General features: G+C 57.1%; 14 protein-coding genes and 1 rRNA gene. 4 read left to right on the top strand and 11 right to left on the bottom strand.

The annotated features are described in order from the left end of the window. Positions 1-5: 5 nt before the first annotated feature. From VKV18_RS02375 to VKV18_RS02330, 10 genes are all read right to left on the bottom strand, one after another. Positions 6-755, bottom strand: coding sequence for a TIGR04255 family protein (locus VKV18_RS02375; RefSeq protein WP_324202628.1), 750 nt, complete (start codon positions 753-755; stop codon positions 6-8). Between the two features lie 10 nt (positions 756-765). Beyond that, positions 766-4,026 (bottom strand): site-specific DNA-methyltransferase, encoded by a 3,261-nt coding sequence (locus VKV18_RS15980; protein ID WP_324202627.1) that lies wholly within the window; start codon positions 4,024-4,026, stop codon positions 766-768. A 210-nt stretch (positions 4,027-4,236) separates the two neighbouring features. Then, positions 4,237-6,381, bottom strand: coding sequence for a BatA domain-containing protein (locus tag VKV18_RS02365; RefSeq protein ID WP_324202626.1), 2,145 nt, complete (start codon positions 6,379-6,381; stop codon positions 4,237-4,239). After that, on the bottom strand, positions 6,381-7,286 hold the full coding sequence (locus VKV18_RS02360; protein WP_324202625.1) for a DUF58 domain-containing protein: 906 nt from the start codon (positions 7,284-7,286) through the stop codon (positions 6,381-6,383). Before VKV18_RS02360 ends, VKV18_RS02365 begins: the two co-directional genes overlap by 1 nt. 3 nt (positions 7,287-7,289) lie before the next feature. Continuing rightward, the gene (locus tag VKV18_RS02355; RefSeq protein WP_324202624.1) at positions 7,290-8,318 is read right to left on the bottom strand and encodes a MoxR family ATPase; all 1,029 of its coding nucleotides are present in this window, start codon (positions 8,316-8,318) and stop codon (positions 7,290-7,292) included. Between the two features lie 20 nt (positions 8,319-8,338). Continuing rightward, positions 8,339-9,454, bottom strand: a complete 1,116-nt coding sequence (locus VKV18_RS02350) for a prenyltransferase/squalene oxidase repeat-containing protein (protein ID WP_324202623.1) — start codon at positions 9,452-9,454, stop codon at positions 8,339-8,341. 668 nt (positions 9,455-10,122) lie between these two features. Beyond that, positions 10,123-10,332 (bottom strand): hypothetical protein, encoded by a 210-nt coding sequence (locus VKV18_RS02345; protein ID WP_324202622.1) that lies wholly within the window; start codon positions 10,330-10,332, stop codon positions 10,123-10,125. A gap of 793 nt (positions 10,333-11,125) precedes the next feature. Then, positions 11,126-12,070: an LD-carboxypeptidase gene (locus tag VKV18_RS02340; RefSeq protein ID WP_324202621.1), complete on the bottom strand. Its 945-nt coding sequence runs from the start codon at positions 12,068-12,070 to the stop codon at positions 11,126-11,128. Positions 12,071-12,075: 5 nt separating this feature from the next. Then, positions 12,076-13,242, bottom strand: a complete 1,167-nt coding sequence (gene mqnE, locus VKV18_RS02335; RefSeq protein WP_324202620.1) for an aminofutalosine synthase MqnE — start codon at positions 13,240-13,242, stop codon at positions 12,076-12,078. Positions 13,243-13,445: 203 nt separating this feature from the next. Beyond that, positions 13,446-14,489 (bottom strand): S1C family serine protease, encoded by a 1,044-nt coding sequence (locus VKV18_RS02330; protein ID WP_324202619.1) that lies wholly within the window; start codon positions 14,487-14,489, stop codon positions 13,446-13,448. Positions 14,490-14,725: 236 nt separating this feature from the next. On the opposite strand from VKV18_RS02330, the gene VKV18_RS02325 reads away from it, so the two are divergent. Both VKV18_RS02325 and serS read left to right on the top strand, forming a co-directional pair. After that, positions 14,726-15,994 carry a cellulase family glycosylhydrolase gene (locus VKV18_RS02325; RefSeq protein WP_324202618.1) on the top strand — a complete coding sequence of 423 codons (1,269 nt, stop codon included), beginning with the start codon at positions 14,726-14,728 and terminating at the stop codon, positions 15,992-15,994. Between the two features lie 45 nt (positions 15,995-16,039). After that, positions 16,040-17,332 (top strand): serine--tRNA ligase, encoded by a 1,293-nt coding sequence (serS, locus tag VKV18_RS02320; RefSeq protein WP_324202617.1) that lies wholly within the window; start codon positions 16,040-16,042, stop codon positions 17,330-17,332. 844 nt (positions 17,333-18,176) lie between these two features. Here serS and VKV18_RS02315 read toward each other — a convergent pair. Beyond that, a complete protein-coding gene (locus VKV18_RS02315) occupies positions 18,177-19,190 on the bottom strand; it encodes a hypothetical protein (protein ID WP_324202616.1) in 1,014 nt (337 codons plus the stop codon). Between the two features lie 336 nt (positions 19,191-19,526). Between VKV18_RS02315 and pth the strand changes: the two genes are divergently transcribed. Continuing rightward, on the top strand, positions 19,527-20,111 hold the full coding sequence (gene pth, locus VKV18_RS02310; RefSeq protein ID WP_324202615.1) for an aminoacyl-tRNA hydrolase: 585 nt from the start codon (positions 19,527-19,529) through the stop codon (positions 20,109-20,111). Positions 20,112-20,355: 244 nt separating this feature from the next. Next, a 16S ribosomal RNA gene (locus tag VKV18_RS02305) occupies positions 20,356-20,491 on the top strand; the annotation flags it as partial.

Raw genomic sequence — 20,491 nt, 5'->3', positions numbered from 1 at the left:
CCTAACTACTCCTCGTAGATCGGTTCTAGGTCTTTGAGCGTTGTATCGGTAAGAAGTTCGAAAAAAATTTTTTTCGTTTCCGCATGCACCTCGTCGAGGGCGCTAATCATGGCTTGCCAAGAAATGCCCGCCTGCGATTGAGTAATGGAGTCTATGTCTACAAGCACTCCTCGAATGGGCGTCGGCGTTCCTGGAACGGAAGCTTCTGCCGGCAAGGCAACCTGCAGAATATGGGTACATTTCTCCGTTGTAATCTCCGTGTAGAGTTGCATGGGGCCTGAGTCTACACTATAGCCTGCCATTTCCAGCTTAAGGTTCAAGCATTGAAGGCTTGGTGGCTGATAGAGGTCAATAAGATTGATATATTTTAAGGAAAATCGCTCTAGGTGATCTATAAGTAGGGTCTCTTGGAGAACTTTTGCGAGAGTTTGGATGTCCGCTGAAAACTGTTGCCATCCAGAGTAGGGACGACGGCAATTCAGGGCCACGACGCATTCACCTATATTCACCGCCTGGTTTTCGCCTTCGAGACGTACTTTGGGGAGATATGCGAAATGGGGAATTTGCGGCTGAACCGGTTTTGGAACGTCGGCGGCAGGAAGGCGCGTAATCGTTGGATACTTTGCCGACAAGGCCTTGTATACCATGCCCGGAAGCACTTCAGCCACTGACGGCTTTTCACTTACAAAGCGAACCTCCCAAACAGCTTCGATGAGCGGCTCCTTTTTTAATTTGTGCGGTATTTTTGGCGTCACTTTGACCGTCCTATGATAATGGGATCACTTTGAGACTTTCGATGCCGCGGTCGTCCACGATTTTTACGGCGACGCGCTTGTGCTCGCCTAATTCAAAAGGCAGTGACACGGTGCCGCGATAGGCTTCGATGCGTTCTTCGTCAATCTCGGCCTTGAGGTTGCGCGCCAGCTTGGCCCAGCCTTCGTTCTCGCCAGCCATCGGGAAGAATACCTGACGCGGGTAGAGACAGCGCCCGTCATAGTCGGTATCCAGCATCCAAATGGCGATCTTGTCTGCCCCACCCGATTCGATCTGGCCGGTTTTCGTGTTGTAGTAGTCGAAGCCATGCACCGACACGCAGTACAAGTTTTCAGTTTCCAGTTTCCAGTTTTTAGTTGATGATTGAATCGGGAAACTCAGGCGCTGAGCGAGCGCTTCAAGCCCGCCAACAATTTGCCGGTCTCTTCGCAGTTGTTCAATAACTCTTCGACATCCGTTGAGGTCGGATATCCCAAATTCTATGAGATCACTACCAAAGTCTCCAATTCCGCCAAGGAGCCTTGTGCTGTTCCAAGAAACTGGTGGAATTCCCCCTTGCTGTGCCTGGCCTGGCCTGCGGTGATATTGGCCGGTCTGGAAATCCCAGCCCTCCTGATTTGCGAGGTAAGCCCATATATCTCTTCCTTGGGAAAGGAGCGCGTACAAGAATAAATCTTGCCAACTAAGGCCATGGATTTCTGCCAGACTATCAAGTCTCGATAGCTTCTGGAACGTTCCATACTCAGCAATCCTCTTTGGCTGCCCACTCAAAACTAAAAACTCAAAACTCAAAACTTCCACATCCGGCTGGCCGATGAGCCAGAACGATTCGTTGCCGGCACGCTTCTTCTTGAGGTCGTCGGTGAGCAGGTCGGCGTTCATCTGCGCTTTAAGGAGGGTCACGCCCGGCCAGTTGATCTCGTCAATGTCTTTGGCCGCGTTGGGGTCGAACTGAAAGGCGGCGAAGACGATGAGCTTCGGTTTGGGCACCAGGGTCTGCGCCTCCTCGATGGCCTGGGCCACCTGCCGTGGCTCCAGCGGCGCGTGTTCGGGACCGAAGGAGACGACCACGCGCATGGGGCTGTAGGCGGGCGCCTGTTCGCGCACGGAGTCGGCGCCTTCGTCGCTGGGCCGGGTCTCGCCGTCGGCGTGCAGATAGCGGCAGCCGGGCAGGGGTTCTAAGCGTGCGAAACGAATATACTGCCCATTCTTGCCGCGAATGCCGGTGCGCAGAAGTTCGTCGCGCCATTCGGCCTGGCGCAGCGTCTCGCCGGAACGAGCGATAGATAGATCCGCGGGTTGGGGCTTGTCCTCCAAAATCTCATCCGGCGATTTCACCACCGGCGCCGGCACCGCCTCCACGGTGAACGGCCCGGTCACGCGCACCTTCCTGCGGTCTACAAGGGGCTGGTCGTAGAGAGTCTCCTGCGGGGCGTGGCGGGCGATGGCGGCATCCATTTCGTTTTGCATGGCGCGACGGGCGGCGTGGAAGGCTTCGAACGAGTGGCGGGCTGCCTCGGGCCAATCGGTTGGAAACTCAAACGGCACCTCCCATTCCACCAGCTCGTTGACCTTCACCACCTGACCGGAGGGCATGGGGAAGGTGGCGGAATCCGGCGCGGCGAAGTCCACGAAATGTCCGGCCCGGCCGCCTTGTGTGACCTTGAACTTGATGGGCCTGCCTTTGAGGGCAGCGTTTAGCTCCGCCAGCGCCTTTTCGATGGCCGGATGCATGCGGGCGTAGATGTCGTCAATCTCCGGGTTGTTGGCGATGGACTTGAGCGTGACGTGGGGCACGGTTTTGTATTTGAAGCCGCTGCCCACGCCCTCATTGGGATGCGCCAGCTCGTAGTAGTCGAAGACGGCGGTCATGAGCCGCTGCTTGGCGAGGGTGATGGCGACGCGCGAGGTGTCGCAGGTGATCCAGCGCCGGCCCCACTGCTCGGCCACATAGGCCGTGGTGCCGCTGCCGCACGTCGGGTCGAAGACCAAGTCTCCCGGGTCGGTGGTCATCAGGAGGCAGCGTTGGATAACTTTGGTATTTGTCTGCACAACGAATATCATGTCAGGAGCACCCATCACGTCTGTCCAAACATTCGTCAGAGGGATAACAGGGAAGTCAGAATGCATCATCTTGTAGCGAATAGAATTTCGGTGGGTGAGAATCCTATCGGCAGCTGCTAATCTTTTCAGCCCCTCGTGTGTGGTCTTCCAATGTGCCGTTGTTCGCGGCGAGTAAGTGCGACCTTCAAAGGCAAAAGGCTGAGAGCCAATTTCGCTCCATCCCGCAGACTCAAGAGATACGGATTGATAATTATCTCCATTGGTTTCTGTGGTGTCATTCTCTTCAGATTGAGGCATGGCTTTGGGGTTCCGCTCTCGAAAGAGGGCTCGGTATTTCACGAGGGGCTTTTCCTTCCCATACCACAATAAATGGTCAACGGTAGAGGCTAGCAATCTAGGGCTAAACGCGCCGGTCTTTTGAAAGACGATCAAGGCGCAAAAGTTCTCACTTCCAAACACCTCATCCATCAACTCCCGCACGTGGTGCACGTTCTCGTCGCTGATCTGCACAAAGATGCTGCCGCTCTCGGTGAGCAGCTCTCGCGCCAGCAGCAGCCGGTCGCGCAGGTAGGTGAGATAGGAGTGAATGCCCAGCTCCCAGGTGTCGCGGAAAGCCTTGATCTGCTCCGGCTCGGCGGTGAGGTCTTCGTCCCTGCCGTCCTTCACATCGCGCTTGTTGACGAAGGGCTGGAAGTTGGAGCCGTACTTGATGCCATACGGCGGGTCTATATAGATCATCTGCACCTTGCCCGCCATGCCCTCCTTTTCCAGCAGCGAGTTCATGACCAGCAGCGAGTCGCCGGCGATCAGGCGGTTGCTCCAGCCGTGCTTGTGCCGGTAGAACTCGATGGCCTCGCGCAGGGGTTCTTCGCGCTCCTCTTCGAAAAGCCCTAACTGCACCGGCTGGCCGTTGCGCTTGCGCACCGCCTCGATGATGCTCTTGGGGTCAATGCGCTCGTGGACGTGCAGCGACACCGTGGGCACCTCAAACGAGGTATGCTCGGCCTTGCCCGCCCAGACCAGTTGCGGGTCGAGGTGCGGGTCGTAGGCGTAGCGCTTTTTTTGCTGGCCGGCATCCGGGTCGGTCTCGGGCGTCACGAGGCCCACGGGCGGGTTATTTACCCGCTGTTTGTCCCGATGCTCGTAGGATTCGATCCGGCGCTCTGAGTCTCTCTTCTCTCGTGTCATTCGTTGCTTCCCGTCAATCCTGTTGTGCGCTGGTTTGAGGGTAGGGCGAAAAATTTTTCGCCCCTATGTTGTCCCACAACGCCACGTGAGCGGAGGCCGATAGACGTGTGGGATAGGGTTTGTAAATAAACCAGGGCAATAGTGCCATTTTTGAACCATTTTAGCACGATACGTGGTCAAAGTGGGCAGGCACAAAGCCTGCCCCTATATTTACCCTCTACGGCCGAATTTCCAGGCGAGGAGGCTTTCTAAAAAGAGCAGCACGATGACGGCCTCAACCAGCAGACGCCAAATCTCGACCCCGTAGCGTGAACGGTTGACGGCCGTGTTCAGTTGCGCGGGGGTCGTTACAAAGGCTGCGCGCGCGAGGGGATAGCCTATTTGGGATAGGGCCGTGTTGGGGGCGGCGTAGGTTAAGTCCGATTCCTGTTCGGGGAGGGCGACGGCAAAGGCCTCATGGATGGGGCCGCCGGAAACCCGGTAGACCCCTGCCGTCTGGGTGTTGGAGTACTGCAGTTCGGCGCCTTCGGGGCCTAGAACGGGGGTGCGTGTGTCCACAATGCCGTCGGGGCGGGTGATGCGGATTTGGGCGTTTGCCGCCGAGAGCGGAAGAGGAAGCTGAAAAGGCATATCCAATGCGAGGTTATGCCGCACCTCCGCACCGGCACTGAGGGCAAGCAGAAGCTGATAAAGCAGGGGCACGTAGCTGGCGGTGAGGGGTAGGTCGTTCCAGGAGGTATCGGCGCTGCTTGCGGCCAGCATCACCTGGCCACGGCCCACTTGGCGCTGCACGAGGGCGGGCGAGCCATCGCCAAACCGAAGCACCACCTGAATGCTGCCGGGGTTGCTTGAATCGTCGAGAGGGGTTAGCTGGCGATAGGCGGTGAAACGGGCAAGACCGAGGTTGATGTTGGAGGTGTCCTTGAAAAGGCTGAGCGGCGCATAGTTGCCAATGGAGCCTGGGTTGAGGGTTTGGGCGTTTTCGTAGGGAAAGCGAACGATTTTGCCCAAAGCGGCCGGCAGCAGACCCGCGTCTTTAAGCGCCGCGTTTACCTCCTCGGTTTGGGTTGCTTCGCCGGGGAAGAGAAGAAGGCCTCCGCCGGTACGCACGTAGTCGGCAAGGGCATGAGCCTCATCGGTGGAGAGGTGCGTTAGACCGGTGATGACGATGGCCTGGTAGTTGCTGAGATTTTCGGCCTCGAGGCTTTCGCCCTCAATGCGGGCGGGTTGAAAGATATTGCCTCCGCCAACGGGCGCCAGCGCCGCAAGGGCATAGGTGGCGCTCTGCGGCTGCATCTCTTGCACAAGCACCCGGAGGTTCGCACGCGACTCCAGCACGAAAGGGGCCACGTTATCGAGGGGAAGATTATCGGCGTGCTCGGGATCGGCCAACTCCACACTGCCCACATGGATGCCGGTTTGCGGGAGGTAAGGGGTGAAGGTCACCAGAGAGGAGGAGTGGGGGGCCAGATTCACCTTCGTCATCCCTGCCGGCTGACCATCGAGGCGAAGCACAATAGGCAGGCTGTTGTAAGAGCGCGTTCCGTAGTTGCTGATTTTGGCGGAAATGCGGGCCGCTAGATGGGGCGTCACCAGCTCGCGCTCCAACGGCTCTAGATGCACGGCGAGGTTATCGCGTTGGGAGGCCGGGGACCCGACCGATATCCATAGAAGGCGTGCCTTGCTTCCAAGCTGTTGCCAAACACGATGCGCCGATTCGGTTTGACTGCTTTTCCAGGCATTGGCCTGATCGTCGCTGATCCAGTAGACCTCATGGTTGGGCAGAGGAGATTTTTTGAGAAGGGCCACCACCTGTTTGGCCGTTTCAAGGTAATCGGTTCCGCGGGTAGAGAGCTTGGCGGCGTTGAGGCGGGTGTAGGCGAGGCGTAGGTCGTAGGTTGGAGAGCCGATAAGCGCCGTGGGATGGTCGTTGGCAAGGAGAAGGCTAACGGCGTCGCCGGGGCGAAGCACGTGGGTAAGGATGGTTTTGGCCTGCTGCACCGCTCTCTCCCAAGCGGTGTTCTGGTTAGGCACGCGCTGGGCCATGCTGAAGGAGTTGTCTACGACGACGATGGCGTAGACATGGGCATTTTGTCCGAGCACAGATAGCCCGATAGCCTTAAGCACCGGCCTGGCAAAGGCGAGCACGGCCAAGAGAACGATGAGGAGACGCAGGGCCAACAGAATCAACTCCTCGATGCGAAGGCGGCGTCGGAGCTTCCGTTGCGAGTGGCGTAGAAACTCCATGGCGGCCCATCGCACAACATGAAGGCGCCGCCGTCGGATAAGATGGATGAGGATGGGAATGCCCAACAGCGTTAGGGCGCCGAGAAAAGCAGGTGCCAAGAAAGACATCAGTGCGTCTGTCCCATCCGTTCGGCGAGATATTGCGAAAGGGCGATGTCCACAGGTTGGTCGGTAACCAGTTGCACGTAGTCCATGTCCAGCTCACGACAGCCGCGTCGCAGGGTCTCCACGTAGGCTTGAAAGGTGCGGAGATACTCCTGGCGCAGCGCATTTGGCTCGATCAGCAGAGGGTCTTCGCCTTCCATGCCCTCGAAGCGGCTTGTTTCGCGGAAGGGGAATGTTAGCTCGTCGCGGTCGAGGATGTGGAAAAGGATGGCCTCATGTTTTCTGTGATGAAAGTGTTGCAGGCCCCGCAGAATGTCGGCGGGGTTTGTGAAGAGATCGCTGAAGACGATGAGAAGGCTGCGACGCCGCACTCGTTCTGCGAGATCGTGGAAAGTCTCGGCGATGCCGGTTTTGGGAGCACTCTCTTTGCGTTCTAGGGTCTCCAACAGCAGGCGCATGTGCGAGGAGGTCGAGGCGGGGGGGATGAATTGACGTACGCCCTCATCGCAGAGCGCGAGACCAACGGCATCGCGTTGCCGCATAAGAAGCACGGCCAGCGCGGCAGCGCAAACCGTGGCATATTCACGTTTGGAGAGGGCGGAGCGAAGGCCTTTATAGTTCATGCTTTCGCTGGTGTCGAGAACGAGAATGGCTTTGAGGTTGGTCTCTTCCTCAAACTGCTTGATGTGGTATCGGTCGGAACGGGCGTAGACCTTCCAATCTATGTGGCGTATCTCATCGCCGGGAACATAGTCTCGATGTTGGGCGAACTCTACACTGCTGCCCCGGTGGGGGCTTTTGTGCATACCGGAAATAACTCCCTCCACAACGGCGCGGGCGCGCAGTTCCAGGCGTGTGATGCGCGCCAGCGTTTGAGGGTCGGCAAGCGTACGCGGATGGGTAACCATCGGCTATTTATCCGGATCGGTGGGTCGGGGGGTGCGCTCCAGCAGTTTTTGGACGATGGTATCGGCGGAGATGCCTTCGGCCTCCGCATTGAAGTTGGTCACGATGCGGTGGCGCAGCACGGGCAGTGCCACGGAGGCCACATCGGCGGTGGTGACGTAGGGGCGGCCGTAGAGGGCAGCACGCGCTTTGGCGCCGAGTATGAGATATTGCGAGGCGCGAGGGCCGGCGCCCCAACTCACACACTCGCGTACGATGTCGAGTGCCTCCGGCTCGGTAGGGCGGGTGGCACGGGCCAGCGCCACGGCATAGCGGAACACATGCTCTCCCACCGGAATGCGCCGCACGATGTCTTGAAGCTTCAGGATGTCTTCCCCGCTGAGAACGGGTTTCAATTCCACCTGCTGTCCGCCCGTTGTGGCTTTCATGATGGCCACCTCCTCTTCCGGCGAGGGATAGGTGACCACGATCATAAACATAAAGCGGTCGAGCTGCGCTTCGGGCAACGGGTAGGTTCCCTCTTGCTCGATGGGGTTTTGGGTGGCGAGCACGAAAAAGGGTTCGGCCATGGGGTAGGGATGCCCGCCCACGGTGACGCGATGTTCCTGCATGGCTTCGAGCAGTGCCGCCTGAGTTTTCGGCGGGGTGCGGTTGATCTCGTCGGCAAGGATCATGTTGGCAAAGATGGGGCCGCGCAGGAAAACAAACTTCCGTTCTCGTGTGATGGGGTCTTCTTGAATGACCTCGGTGCCGGTGATGTCGGCGGGCATGAGGTCTGGGGTGAACTGGATGCGTTTGTAGGTTAAGGAGAGCACTCGGCTTAGGGTGCTAACGAGGAGCGTTTTGGCGAGGCCGGGCACTCCCACGAGAATGCAGTGGCCGCGAGCGAAGATGGCCATGAGCAGCTCTTCGATAACGGTATCTTGGCCTATCACCACGCGGGCGATTTCGGCGCGCATCGTATCGAAGGCTTCACGAAGCTGCTTCAGTCTTTCTAGGTCGTCTTGTGTTGTTTGAGATGAGGTTACTGTCATCGAGTCGAATTGGGTTCCTTTCAAGAATTGGGATGAAGGCAATAGGCGAGTGCGATCAACGTATAGCTGGTGACAAGGGCCGGCTGGTTTTCCCAAAAGCGCGCATTGGTGTTGAACCAGGAGCCATCCGGATGCTGAAGGCGGATAAGCTGTCGGATAAGGTCTTTTTGCCAATCGTGCGGTTTGCCGTGGGTATCAACAACATATTTTTGGCCGTATACGGCGAGGGTTTTAGCCATGGTGTGATAGTAGTAGTAGAGGGCTGCGGTGCCCATGCCCGGGTTGGTGGTGACGGAGTAGTGGGCGCGAATCCAGTTCCAGGCCGCTTGAGCGCGGGGGTCTTGCCGGGAGACATTGCAGTAGATGTAGCTCTTGAGACCTTCGTAGGTCATGGAGCCGTAGGAGGTGCGGTAGCCTTGAGGCGATTTGGAGCCACCTAGCGGGTCGTAGACGAAACCGCCGTCGTTAGGGCCTGTTTTCGCCCAGGCCTGGTCGTTGGACTCTTTGCGGTTTTGCACGCGCTGCAGAAAGATGATGGCCCGTTTCCAGACCGGCGCATTGGCGGGCACGCCGGTATCTTTCAGGGCTTCGAGGGCGGTGGCAAGGTTGGAGAGGTCGGGGTGATCGTCGGGGTCGGAGCCGTAGCCGATGCCACCGTAGAAGGGGTTGGAGGGCTTCATCCCGTCGGTAGCGCCGAACTGAGAGTCCTCAAGAAACTTCTGCGCTTTAGCGATGATGGGTTTATAGGCGGGATTGTGGGTAAGATAGAGCGCCATCATGCTAAGGCTGGTGTTGTAGTTGGGTAAGGCCAGATTGGGATCGCGGTCGTCGTAGATTCCGCCGTTGGGTTTCACCAGATGAAGAAGATAGTGTATTCCACGTGCGACGGCGGGGTCGTTTAGCTCGTTATGGCCGTTGCGCAGGAGGGCGGCCAATGCCAGGGCGGTGGTGCCGGGATAGTGGCTCCAGGAGCCATCTTTTTCCTGTACCCTATGCAGGTAGGCGATGCCTTTTTGCACGGCCTTTTGAGCCTGCGCGATCAGCGGGTCTGGCGCGGCGGCTGCGGTTCGGAGGCCAGCCACCCAAAACGCCAGAATCGCCATACAAACACCGGCCTTATAGAATAAGCGTCTCATCGCTCTTGTCTTCTCCTCGACAAACCTTTTGGCTTGGATTCGCCTGTATGTTCTCATTATATTCCATTAGATACTCCGAAACTCCTGTAAGTTACGCCCAGTTGGCAGACTGTTTGGGGTGTTATGGATGGGGTAGGGGGAGAGGCTACTGACTTCATGGTTCTAGAGCCGGTTTGCAGAGCTAGCCGACTTTGTTCGCCCCCTATCCCGTCCTTTCGGTCTTGCAGACAGCAACGCAGCGGTCTTAGCAGACGGCACAGCAGCGGCCTGAGAGATGGGGATTAAGGGAGTGGATCAGGCCGCTGAGGCGTTTATTGTGTCTTACTTTGAAGAAAGGGGGCGGTTGTGTTGAGTTTCCGCAGGGAAGATTATCACAGGAAACCGCCTGTAGGGGCACGGTCACCGTGCCCCTTTTGCTCATCTCCCCTCTCCCAAAGTGGGGGCGGGGGGGTGGGGGTTTGAAGAGCCGCAGGCTACTGTCATTTCGAGCCAGAGGCGAGATCAACAACTGTCATTTCGAGCCGAAGGCGAGAAATCTTGCGTTTGCATTCCCACCGGTTCTGAGGAGAAGGGGTGGGGCTGTCACTATCGCGGCTCTAGAGCCAATTCACAGAGCTAGCCTACTTGGTTCGCCCCCTATCCCATCCTTTCCCCCGATTCGGGAGGTGCTAGCGCACGGCAATGCAGCGGCCAGTAAGATAGACGATCACGAGAACTGCGCTGGCCGCTGAGTTGCTCACCGCGAGGTGCCCCTCCCCCTGATAGGGGGAGGGTTTGGGTGGGGCTTGAAGAGCCGGCGATACGCCTGCTCTTTCGAGCCGAAGGCGAGATAAACAACTGTCATTTCGAGCCGAAGGCGAGAAATCTTGCGTTTGCATTCCCACCGGTTCTGAGGAGAAGGGGTGGGGCTGCAGAAACCACCCATTGCTTCGGTTCTAGAGCCACTTCACAGAGCAAGCCTATCATGTTCGCCCCCTATCCCGGCCTTTCCCCCTATTAGGGAGAAAGGGGGCTATCTTGCTCGTTTTTCAAAGGAAAGACTATCAACAGGAAACTGAGAGTAAACTTGCTGGTCTCCCCTCTCCCTGATAGAGGAGTGGGGGTCGGGCTGGAGCGTACCGATGCCAAAGCCCCCCTCTCATCCCCCCGCACGCGGGGGGAAGCTTGTTAATCTCCTCTTAACATCCGCTTAATCCCCTCCATCCCCCCGCACGCGGGGGGAAGCTTGCCCTCCCTCCCCCTGTAGGGGGAGGGGAAGGGCGCCCTGCCCCAGAAAATCGCAAGATTTTCTGGGGACCCCTGTATCGGCCTTGAGGGTTTGGGTGGGGCTTGAAGAGCCGGCGACACGCCTGTCATTTCGAGCCGAAGGCGAGATAAACAGCTGTCATTTCGAGCCGAAGGCGAGAAATCTTGCGTTTGCATTCCCACCGGTTCTGAGGGGAAGGGGTGGGGCTGTCACTATCGCGGCTCTAGAGCCAATTCACAGAGCAAGTCGACTTTGTTCGCCCCCTATCCCGACATTTCCCCCGATTCGGGAGGTGCTAGCGCACGGCAATGCAGCGGCCAGAGAAAGAGGCGTTTAAGACAACCTTTCTGGCCGCAAAGGCGCCGTCCGCTAGGACGCCCACCGCGAGGTGTCCCTCCCCCTACAGGGGGAGGCGAGAGCGTGGTTCAAACGACGGCAGGCTCTAATATCGTTAGCGTCTTGGCGTCGGCGTCGAGCTGTGCCCGCACGCCTAAGGGCAGCGTAAGGGGGTTCGGCTCGTGTCCGAAGGGGAAGCCTACGATGGTGGGCTTGCCCAGGGGCAGCAGGAGGTCTTCCCATAGAGAGTAGAGCTGGTTCAACGAATCTTCCTGCTCGTGCTTCCTCCATCCGGTGACCGTGCCCACGATGAAACCCGCCGCTTCCTGTAGAATGCCCGCATTGAGAAGTTGGGTGAGGTAGCGATCTACACGATAGACCGGCTCGTTTACATCCTCGATCAGCACCAGTTTTCCACGAAAATCGGGTTGGAAGCGCGAACCGCACGCGTGTGCCAAGAGGCTAAGACAGCCTCCGGCAAGAGGCCCTTCCACCGCTCCCCCTACTAACGTCTCGATAGTTTGCGGTGAGGCCGGTAGGATACCGAACGGTTGAGGCTCTTCGAGCATCTTCCAAAAACAGTTGAGTGCCACCTCGGATTTAACGCCGTCCAAACGAACGAGGCTTGTGGCGTTAGGAGAATAAAAGGTGATCCAATCGGTATAGTGAGAGATGGCAAGATGCAGGGCGGTGATGTCGGAGTAGCCCGTCACGATTTTTGGAGGGGCGTCGAAAAGCTGGGGAGTTAGTTTTGGGTAAAGCCTTTGGACGCCGTACCCGCCACGCGCGCAAAATATGGCGTTGATGTCGAGGCGCTGCAGAAAGTTCTGGAGGTCGGAAAATCGCTCCTCATCCGTTCCGGCCAGGTAGTTGTTGGTTGGATGTTGGGCCAGCACATGGTCTCCCAGTACGACCTTGTAGCCACGGCGTTCGATAAGGGACTTCGCCTGGAACAACTCTTCGCTGGGCACCGGGCCGGAGGGTGCGATGATGCCTATCTGATCGCCGGCACGGAGGCGAGGGGGCGGTCGCATCTTTTTTAGCCGACAACCGGCAACGGAACGAAATGACGCTGGGGCTGAGGCTCTTCCGGCGGCGCTGTGACCTCGCGGTAGAGACTATCGCGCTCCACAGGAATGCGGCCGGCCTCCTCGATGAGGCGTATCATTTGGCGCCGTGTGAGAACCTGTCGCTTGTTGCCGTGCTCTCCATCTTTATAGGTTATCTCGTACTCGTGCACGGTGCCGTCTACATCGTCGGCTCCGTACCAGAGGGCGACCTGGGTGACCTGAGGCGTGTTCATGATCCAGAAGGATTTGATGTGCGCGAAGTTATCCAACATGAGGCGGGCGACCGCAATGGTACGCAGATCGTCTTCTCCGGTGGAGTGAGGGAGATCGGCCAGTTCGGTGCCTTCGGGATGGAAGGCCAAGGGGGTCATGGTAACGAAATGGCGCGTTTCATCTTGAAGTTCCCGCAGGCGCACAAGATGCTCTACGCGCTCCTCCAACGTCTCGATATGTCCGTACAGCATCGTGGCATATTGGGTTAGCCCCACCTTTGCCACCGTGCGCGCCACCTCCATCCAGCCCTCGCCATCGATCTTTCGGTCGAAAAGCTCACGGTGGACACGCTCGGAGAGTATCTCAATTCCCCCACCGGGCAGCGAATCAAGCCCCGCCGCCATCAATTCCCGCAGCACCTCTTCCAGGGGCTTTTGGGCTTGCCGTTGAATCTCCACCAACTCCACCATCGTAAACGCTTTGATATGGACGTTGGGGCGCACCTCCTTTACGACTCGGAGAAGGTCGAGATAGTACTGGTAGGGTAATCGGGGATTGATGCCGCCCACCATGTGCACCTCGGTGATGGGCACATCTATATGCATGAGGAGGCGCCGCCGCACCTCTTCCAAACTTAGCTCGTAAGGTTCCGGCCCGCCTTTTTTTGCATAAAATGAACAGAATTTGCAAAATTTATTGCAAATGTTGGTGTAATTGATATGCTGATTGCGGACATAGTAGGCCTTCTGGCCGTGTAGGCGCTCCCGAACGATATTGGCCAAGTAGCCGACCGCCGTCAAATCCGGATGGTGAAAAAGGCGCACGCCGTCCTTATAGGTCAAGCGCTCGCCGGCAATGACCTTTTCATAGATATCCATAAGTTCACGCCCAACAAGGCGCTCTGCTAAACGCACATGGCTCATCTTGTTCGTTTCCCTCTCATGCATTATACCTTGCCGGCTTTTGTCCTGCTTTTGAGATGAAAAAAGCAAACCTCTCTTTTTACGCTTGGGCTTGCTTCGTTGCTGCGGTTCAATAGGCCAAGAGGGGGTTGAGAAGTCGGGTATATATCTGCTAGATGAGGAGGGGGTGAGCCGTCGGCTCACCCCACCGGCGGTTTCGGATGCTAGCTGCGCTCGGGCAACTCCACCGGCACTACCTTAAGCGTAAGAGGCTCGAGCAGACGCCCCTGACGTCGGAGAATGTGTAAGGCGACCTCTTTGCCGATGCGCTCTCCGGTGAGCTGGCGGAGCAGATCGTCTGCACACCCTATGGGCTTCTCGTCAAAGCCGACGATCACGTCGCCGGGGCGAAGTCCGGCACGCTCGGCCGGGCTGCCGGCCTCTACGGCCTGCACGAGAACCCCGTGGTTGTGGGCTAACTCGAGCTGTCGTACCACCACGCGCGGCAACGCCACCGTAAGCCCTGCCACCCCGATGTAGCTGCGGCGAACACGCCCCTCCTGAATGAGCTTGGCGGCTACCCACTTCGCCGTATCTATGGCAATGGCAAAGCAAAGGCCCTGAGCGGGCAAGATCGTCGCCGTGTTCACCCCGATGACCTCTCCGCGTGAGTTCACCAAAGGGCCTCCGGAGTTACCGGGGTTCAAGGCGGCATCGGTCTGAATGATATTGTCAATCATCCGCCCCCCAATGCCCCTTAGGGAACGCCCTAGAGCGCTGATCACTCCGGCGGTTACCGTCCACTGAAAACCGTAGGGGTTTCCTATGGCCACCACGAGCTGCCCGACACGCAGTTTGCTGCTTTCGCCTAGTCGCGCCGGTTGCAGGTCGGGTGCGTCTATGCGCACAACGGCCAAATCCGTCGCCGGGTCGTCTCCGATGAGATCGGCAGAGAAGCGGCGGCCATCCGTCAGCGTCACATCCACCCGACGGGCGCCATGCACCACGTGACTATTGGTAAGTATGTAGCCGTCTGGAGTGAAAATAAATCCCGAGCCGCTGCCACGTCCTTGCCGTCCACGCTCTAGCGTCTCAACCTCGATGCAGACAACCGAGGGACCCACCGTTTCCGCCGCATGAATCACCGCCTGCGAGTAGGCATCGAGAGCCTCTGTCTCTGAAACAGGCGCCTCTCGTTGGGCTTGGCTAAATCCATCCCGGCCTGTCTGCGCCCCGTTTAAGGAAACAACTTCAAACTGCTTATCCATTCTCTTTCTGTCTTTGCCTCCAGACTGTTGTCTCTACTTCGATCTAGTTATCTAGGCACCTTTTTAGTTTCAATTGCTCCCTATGCTTTCGACTAGGATATCCTCACCGAGAAGAGGGTGCATTGTGCCTTACGGGATAAGAACGGTGAGTGCCCAATGGCCGGAGCAAGGTATAATGCATAGCACCTACTTTTTGGATATACTCTCGAACAGCTCGGTTCCCAAAGGAGAAACGTATGTTCTTCAAGCAACGATGCCTCCTCTTTTTCACCGTATTCGCGTTAACCACTCTTCTCAAGCCGGTGTGGGCGCAATATCGCCAGGAGTATCCGCTGCCGACCCCCTCCATTCCGGACTCCTTAGGAGTTAACATTCACTTCACCGATCCCGCGCCGAATCGCCTTGACCTTCTCGCTGCCGCCGGTTTCAAATGGATTCGCATGGATTTCAGCTGGTCGGACACGGAGCATGAGCGAGGGGTCTACAACTTTTCCGATTACGACCGCCTTATGGCAGGGCTGCGGCGAGCCCATATTCGCGCTCTCTTCATCCTCGACTACGGAAACGATCTCTATCAGCATGGCGCCCCTACCACACCCGAAGCACGGGCGGCTTTCTGCAAATGGGTCGCTGCGGCTGTTACGCACTTCCGGCATCAGGGCATTCTCTGGGAGATGTGGAACGAGCCCAACATCGGCTTTTGGCAGCCCCACCCCGATGTAAACCAGTATGCCGATCTCGCGTTGGCCGTGGGCCAAACCATCCGACGTGTTGCGCCGGACGAGTGGTATATTGGCCCCGGCATGTCCGGCATGGACTTTGGTTTTCTCGAGGGCTGCTTCAAACGCGGTCTCCTGCAATATTGGGATGCCGTCTCGTTTCACCCTTATCGTGACGCCGCGCCGGAAACGGCTGCGCCCGATTTTGAACGAGTGCGCCAACTCATCCGCCAGTATGCGCCGCCGGGAAAATCGGTGCCGATATTGGCAAGTGAATGGGGCTATTCAGAGCTGTACCAAGGGCTTGATCTCGAAAAACAGAGTCGCTACATCGTTCGCGAGTTTCTTTCTAACATCGCTAATGGCCTTTTGCTCACCATTTGGTATGACTGGCACGACGATGGTCTCGACCCGCACAATGCCGAACACCATTTCGGCACAGTCTTCAATAACTACCAGCCCAAATCCACCTATCTCGCGGCACAAACGCTGGCCCGCACACTCGACGGATTTGTCTTTCGTAAACGCCTCGACCTAAGTTCGCCCAACGACTATTGTCTGCTCTTCACTCGCGGCAACGAGGCGCGCTTGGCTGTGTGGACAACGGAAGCGCTCCCCCATCCGGTGCAGATTCCCCAGCTTACCGGCAAGGTGGAGGTGATCGGGCTGACGGGTGCGCGCTTTGTGATGACGGCAGAGGGGAACGGGCTTCGCTTTTACCTCACGAACGAACCACAATATCTTGTGCCTACTCACAATACCGCGCAGAATTTCGGTGCGGAGTGAGGTGGTATTCACTCACCATCGGCTTGGAGGGAGAAAACAGAAGGAATGCTAGATATTCGGCTTATCCGTGAGCAACCGGAAAAGGTGATTGCCGGACTAGGGCGCATGGGGGTGCCTCGGGAGGAGATCGAGACCATTCGGGCGATTGACGCTCAGGTGCGCGCTCTGAAAACGGAGGTTGAGCAAAAGCGCCATGAGCTTAATGCGGCCTCCAAAGCCTTGGGGCGTCTTAGCCCGGAGGAGCGCGAGCAGAAGCGTGCTGAACTGCGCCAACTCGGGGATACCATTTCGGCTCTCGACGCACAAAGGGAAGAGCTAGAACGCCAACTGCATCAGCGAATGCTCCTTCTGCCCAACATTCCCGATGAACGGGTACCCGATGGAACCGGCGAAGAGGATAACGTGATCGTACGAACGTGGGGTACCCCGCGATCCTTTCCCTTTCCTCCGAAACCGCATTGGGAGATCGGCACCCAACTCGGCATTCTCGATATCGACCGTGGCATTAAAATTAGCGGCTCTCGCTTCTATGTGCTGCGGGGGGCCGGTGCTGCCCTCCAGAGAGCGCTCATCACCTTTATGCTCGATCTCCATATTTATCAGCATAAGCATTTGGAGGTCTACCCGCCTTTTATGGTGAAACAGGAGTGCCTCATCGGAACTGGTCAGCTTCCCAAATTTGCCGACAACCTCTATCATGACGCCGAGGAGGACTACTGGTTCGTTCCTACGGCCGAAGTGCCTGTTACCAACCTCCATCGGGACGAGATATTGGAGGCCTCCCAACTTCCCCTGCGCTATGTGGCCTACACCCCCTGTTTTCGCCGAGAGAAGATGTCGGCGGGCCGGGATGTGCGCGGCATTAAACGCGGCCATCAGTTCGACAAAGTGGAGATGGTACGCTTTTGCGCCCCCGAAGATTCCGATGCCGAGCTGGAGAGAATGCTGCAGGAGGCCGAGGAGGTCTGCCAAAAGTTAGAGTTGCCCTATCGGGTTGTCTTGGTTTGCACGGGGGAGAAGGGCGAGTTTAACGCGATTCAGTACGATATCGAGGTTTACGCCCCGGCCAGTAAGGGGGAGGAGGGGGGCGAGTGGCTTGAAGTCTCCTCGTGTTCCAATTTTCGCGACTTTCAGGCGCGTCGCGCCAATATCCGCTACCGCCCCGCACCAGGAGCCAAACCGGAGTTTGTGCATACCCTAAACGGCTCCGGGCTGGCGCTCCCTCGTGTGCTGATAGCCATTCTGGAAAACTATCAGAACGAGGATGGAAGTGTGACCATTCCTCCTGTTCTGCGCCCCTACCTTCACGGTCTCGAAAAGATCGAGGCCGGTGCCTAGTTTCACCCGCCGGCTTTGCTCGCCCCCTATCCCGTCCTTTCCCCCGATTCGGGAGGTGCTAGCGCACGGCAATGCAGCGGCTAGAGAAAGAGGCGGTTAAGACAACCTTTCTGGCCTCTGAGTTGCCTACCGCGATGTGCCCCTCTCCCAAATTAGGGAGGGGCTGGGGGCATCGGCCTTGAAGGAAGTAGGGGGTTGGGCTTGTGCAACCAGTGATACGAGTGTCATTTCGAGCCGAAGGCGAGAAATCTTGAATTTCAATCCCTACCGGTTCTGAGAAATGGGAATGGGATTGTAGAGACTGCCGGCTTCACGGTTCTAGAGGCAATTCGTGGAGCAAGCCGACTTTGCTCGCCCCCTATCCCCTCCTTTCCCCCGATTCGGGAGGTGCTGGCGCACGGCGATGCAGCGGCCAGTGAGATAGACGATCACGGGAACTGCGCTGGCCGCTGAGTTGCTCACCGCGAGGTGCCCCTCTCCCGATAGGGGGAGGGGCGGGGGGGGGGGGGGGGGGCTTGAAGAGCCGGCGGTACGCCTATCCTTTCGTGCCACAGACGAGATCCACAACTGTCATTTCGAGCCGAAGGCGAGAAATCTTAAGTTTCACTTTCCACCAGTTCTGAGGGGGTAGGGAGTGGGGCTGTCAATCTCGAGGTTCTAGAGCCAATTCGTGGAGCAAGCCAATCTTGTTCGCCCCCTATCCCCTCCTTTCCCCCGATTCGGGAGAAAGGGGGCTAGGTAGCAGGTTTTTCAAAGCAAAGGCTATCACAAGGAAACCGAGAGTAAGCTCTTTGGCCTTGCCTCTCGATGGGCTGCAGCAACAGGCAGAAGGTGCTTATTTTGTTTAAGGACTTTGCAGTTGGGGTTTTTCGAGGGTAAGTGCTGGAACGGCTTTGGGAAACTCGGTAAAATCAATTCGCCATGTTCCGTTCACTTTACGGAGCTTCAGCAAGAAAGGGCCCATGTGGTTTTCTGGGTCTTCGTCGTTTGGGAGGAGCGTCCACATCAGTAAATTGCGCATTTTGGCGGTATCCGAAGGGCTATCGAAAAGATGTTCCTGAATATCTGAGAAGAAGATTTGATGACCGAGCTGTTCAAGAAAATTATGCATTTCCGGGGTCGAATATAGGCCAGGAAAACCGTTTTGCATGTTATTCTCGCTGGAGGTGATGGCGGATTGTAGCTGATCTTCCAGCCCTTCAAAGAGCTTATCCAGCGCAAGAAAGATGTAAACACGCGTGAAATTGTCGGTGTAGATAGGGACCTCCGCGCCGTCGGCCAAGAGATGCGCTTGGCCGATTTGCACCGTATCGAAGCGACGGTAGATGGAATCGAAGATTTGTGGGATTGTGATCGTGGCTGCATCGAGCTGCGATGTGTCTTGAAGCGGGTTAACATAAAGGGCGAATACCTCCATAAGGTCTTTGGTGGCTTGCGATTGAAATAGCTCCTCTCGGCGGTAAGTGAAGTTATCCGCAAAGCTGGTGGAGTCAGGGTAGGCGATTTCATCGCTTGATGGCAGAAGGGAAAGATCGTAAACCGTACCCATATCCTGTTGAGCCAGAGCGGACATGAACTGTTTGACCGTGTCCTCGGCCGCCTTTTGATCGGTTTCGACTTGGTTTCGCCACTGAAGATAGCCCTCAACCCCGAACAGGGAGATGCCAATAAGCACAAGAACGAACCCTATGCGTATCAGGCTGTGGAGACGCTGAACCGAGGAGGTTCTGGGGGTGATATGTGGCGGAGGCATATTGAGTTGAACGGTGGGATGAGACGGCAGCGGGTGATGGCAGTTTGGGCAATGCGTGTAGATATCCTCTTCGACAAGCCTTTTGCAATTGGGGCAGTGGATCATCCTTTAGCTCCTTGGCGCGTTAGGAAACTGCTTCTCTGCTATAAGAATAGCAAAATGGGGCAACAAATCGGAAAGTGTGTTGGAGAGGCATGTTGCCGAGACTTCGTTTCTTAAACGAAGCTTAATGTGCCGGGGGTTAGAATGAACTGGGAATGCGCTGAGGATTCCTTTTTGGGAAACGGCAGCGACTTCTCTTCTAAGCTAGGTCCTCCTGTCAATGACCCTGCAACGGGGCAGGGTTGGCTCGTGCTCCGCAAGCACCTTCGGAGCACGAGCCTATTTTTCTAGGAGCGGGTTTCTGCGGTAGAATGGCAAATGGAAGGAGAGAGCAGTTCGGTGAAACTCATCGTTGGGTTAGGAAATCCGGGACAGGAGTATGCCGGAACCCGTCATAATGTGGGGTTTGCGGTGGTGACGCTTTTAAGCCGGCGTCACGGCATTCCGTTAAGTGAACGTGGCTTTCGCGCGCTTTACGGTAGGGGAACCATAGCAGGGCAGCCTGTATGTCTTTTTTTGCCGATGACCTACATGAACCTTTCGGGCGAGGCGGTGGGGGCTGTAAGCCGTTTCTATCGGATTCCGCCTGAGGAGATGATTGTGGTTCTAGACGATGTGAATCTGCCAGTAGGGCAGATTCGGTTGCGGACGCAGGGCAGTTCGGGGGGGCAGAAGGGGCTTGAGAGCATTTTGCAGCAACTCGGCACCGAGTCGGTGCCGCGCGTAAGAGTGGGGATAGGCAGACCCGCCAACGGCGATGTGGTCTCCTATGTGTTGTCACGTTTCAGGAAGGAGGAGGAGCCGCTGATTCAGGAGGCGATAGAGAGGGCGGCGGATGCGGTGGAGGACGTTTTGAAAGAGGGATGGAACGTTGCGATGAGTCGTTACAACCGTCCACGGGTTACACCGGAGGCGCGCTCCTAGTTGTGAAAAATTTTCGGCTCCGCTCTTGACAACACAAAGGCCTATGGCGTATAATACGCTTTGCCTTCGGACGAAGAGCTTCAGAGGAAGCGCGAAGGCGAAAGCTCTTTGACAATCGCGTGATGACGTTTTGTGTGGGCTCTGTAGAGTTCACAACGTTTTGCGTGCCACATAAATCGAGCAGGGATCTACACTACCAAACAAGTCTGCTAGCCGCCTTTTAGGCGGTTGAGCATACCGGTTTTCAACGGAGAGTTTGATCCTGGCTCAGGACGAACGCTAGCGGCGTGCCTAAGAAATGCAAGTCGAGCGGGAGGCACCCTGCAAGGGGTGTCTCTAGCGGCGAACGGTCGCGTAACGCGTAGGCAACCTGCCCTACA

Source organism: Chthonomonas sp. (assembly GCF_035294505.1).
Classification (GTDB): Bacteria; Armatimonadota; Chthonomonadetes; order Chthonomonadales; family Chthonomonadaceae; genus Chthonomonas.
Note: the sequence above shows the minus strand (reverse complement) of the source record. Positions and strands in the feature narration are given on the sequence as shown.